This window comes from Streptomyces sp. SolWspMP-5a-2 (genome assembly GCF_900091845.1).
GTDB classification, from domain to species: Bacteria; Actinomycetota; Actinomycetes; order Streptomycetales; family Streptomycetaceae; genus Streptomyces; species Streptomyces doudnae.
On sequence record NZ_FMCI01000194.1, the window covers coordinates 1 to 2,402 of the forward strand.

Sequence of the window (2,402 nt, forward strand, 5' to 3'; positions counted from 1 at the left end):
GGCCACCCGCGTCCGGCCCGCGTCCGCCCGTCCGGGGTCCGGCCCGCTCTCACCCCTGCCGCCCGGGGTTCTCCGGTCCGTGGCCCGTGGCCGCGGCCCGCAGCGCGTCGGCGTCGACGCCCTCGGCGGCGAGCAGCCGCGCGATCTCCCCGGTGTCCTCCTCCAGCGCTGCGGCCAGCAGATGGACGGTGCCGACGGTGGGCGACCCCCGCTCCGCGGCCCGCAGCAGCGCGACCGACCTGACCCGCTCGGCGGCGGCGGAGAACGCCACCCGGTCGGTGCCGGGGCCGGTCGGGGAGGCGGCCGCCGCGCGGGTCAGGGAGTCCTGCCGCACCCCGTGCCGACGCAGCAGCGCGGCACCGGAGTTGACGTCCGCGAGCGCCTCGGGCAGGGCCCGCCCGGCGACGGCGAGGGACCGCTCCAGCGCGAGCGCCCCGAGCAGCAGGTCCACCGGCTCGGCCGCGGGCCGCCCGCACCGCACGGCCTGCCGCGTCGCCTCGACGGACACGGCGAAGACGACGGGCGAGCCGTAGACGCCTGATCCCGAGGTCCACGAAGTCAGCGCCCGGGTGAGGAAGGTGCCGCTCCTGCCCAGGGTCCCGGCCCGGCGCAGCAGGGTGACGCCCCGGGACTCCACGGGCTCCCCGGCGGCCGCGCGGGCGTCCAGCGCGTCGAGGGCGGCGGTCGCGGCCGCCGTGTCCGTCCGGCACAGGACGAGGGCCTCCCTGGCCCTGCTCCCCGGCAGGTCCAGCAGGGCCCGCGCGACGTGACGGCACCGCACGGCGACGGTCCCCTCGGCGCGGGCGGCGTCGAGCGCCCGCCGCAGGCAGCCCCGGAACGCGCCGGACATCCCGTCCGGTGCCCGTCCGCCGTCCTTGGCGTCGAGCGCGAGCCGCCAGCGAGCCTCCCGCCAGGCGAGACGGACCTCCTCCGGCTCCTGAGAGAGCGGGCGGCCGTCATCCTCCGGACCACGGCCCGCGCCGACGCCGCCACCGAACCCCCCGCCCGCGTCGCGGAGCGTCCCACCCGTGTCCTGACCGTCCCGGTCGGAGACGAGGCTGCCGGGCCCGTCGGCGTCCCGGTGCCCGTCCGCTCGGCGGCGCGTGCCGTCCTTGTCGTGGCCGTTGCCGTCGTCGCTCACCGTGGCTTCGCCGGTGACGGGCCCGCCGTCCTCGTCGCCGCGCCGGTCCGGGGCCGTGCCGCCCGCGTCCCGTCCGCCGTTCTGGCTCGCCGGGTCCTGGGTGTCCCGGCCGGTGACGGGGTCGCCGAGGCTGTCGGCGTCGCGCCTCCCGGACGCGTCCCCGCCGCCCCGCTCCCCGTCACCCCGCTCCCCGTCGTCCGTGCTCGCCCAGCCCTCGGTGCCGCGGCCGGTGACCAGGCCGCCGATCGATCCCGCCCGGCGCATTCCGGGGGCGAGTGCCGTACCGGCGTCGTCGTCACCCATGACCAGCGCGGCCAGCAAATGCTCGCTGCCCACCACCGGGCTCCCCGCCCGGCCCGCGTCGCGCAGCGCCCGCACCAGCAGGTCCATCACGTCGGTCTCGAACTCCACGGTCGTCCCGTCCACGCCCGTCGGTCGCTGCTGCATCGCTCGTTCCCCTCGCCCCGTGCCGTCCGTCCCCGCCGACCCTAGGAGCGGTCCGCGCGGCGCCGCGTCGGCCGACCGTCCGGACCTGCGGTCCGACCGGCCCGGCGCGATCGCCGACCGGACCGCTGCTCCTCGCGCGCGATCCACTCCGTCCCGCCCAGCGGGTAGTCCCACCCCGGCCGGTGCACATCGGCGCTGGTGCGGAACGGGCCGTCGCCCGAGTCGATCCGGACGGTGCCCCGGCGGGTCCCGCTCGACCAGTCCAGGGCCAGCTCCCAGCGGACGTCGTGCGCCGTGGTGCGGGCGGTGACGTAGAAGACCTCCGGGTCGGACTCGCTGACCTTGTACGGGAAGTCGCGCACCCCGTGCTCGACACCGACCACGGGGCTGCCCGCGTCCAGGTCGACGGTGAACGACGCCGTCCCGACACCGCCCCCGCAGCCGACGCCCATCGCGTAGTCGTTCCAGGCGAGCGGCGCCCCCTTGGTGATGACGCGCACGTGCAGCGCCTCCAGGACGACGGTCTGCCGCCCGGTGCCCTGGACGGTGAGCGCGACCCGCTGCTCGCCCGAGGAGACCGCCCGGTACGCGGCGGCCCAGCGCGCGGCGTCCTGCTCGGTCGCGGGCGGCCCCACCCGCTCGGGGTCGCTGTCGACCAGGAAGTGCTGGCTGCACGGGCTGTCGTAGACGTACGGCCGGACACCGACGGCGAGCGGGAGGGCGCCGGTGTCGTCCTCCGGCCCCGCGCCGCCCCGGCCGCCGGGGTCGGCGCCGCCCGCCGAGGGGGACCCGGGGGCGGACGCGGAGGGCTCGT

Annotated in this window: 1 protein-coding gene and 1 pseudogene; both read right to left on the reverse strand. The window is 78.6% G+C overall.

Translation table 11 applies throughout. From position 1 onward, the window contains the following. Positions 1-49 precede the first annotated feature (49 nt). The gene (locus GA0115242_RS41735; RefSeq protein WP_107461436.1) at positions 50-1,588 is read right to left on the reverse strand and encodes a Clp protease N-terminal domain-containing protein; all 1,539 of its coding nucleotides are present in this window, start codon (positions 1,586-1,588) and stop codon (positions 50-52) included. Positions 1,589-1,629: 41 nt separating this feature from the next. Further along, positions 1,630-2,402: pseudogene (locus GA0115242_RS19615) on the reverse strand (hypothetical protein); the annotation flags it as partial.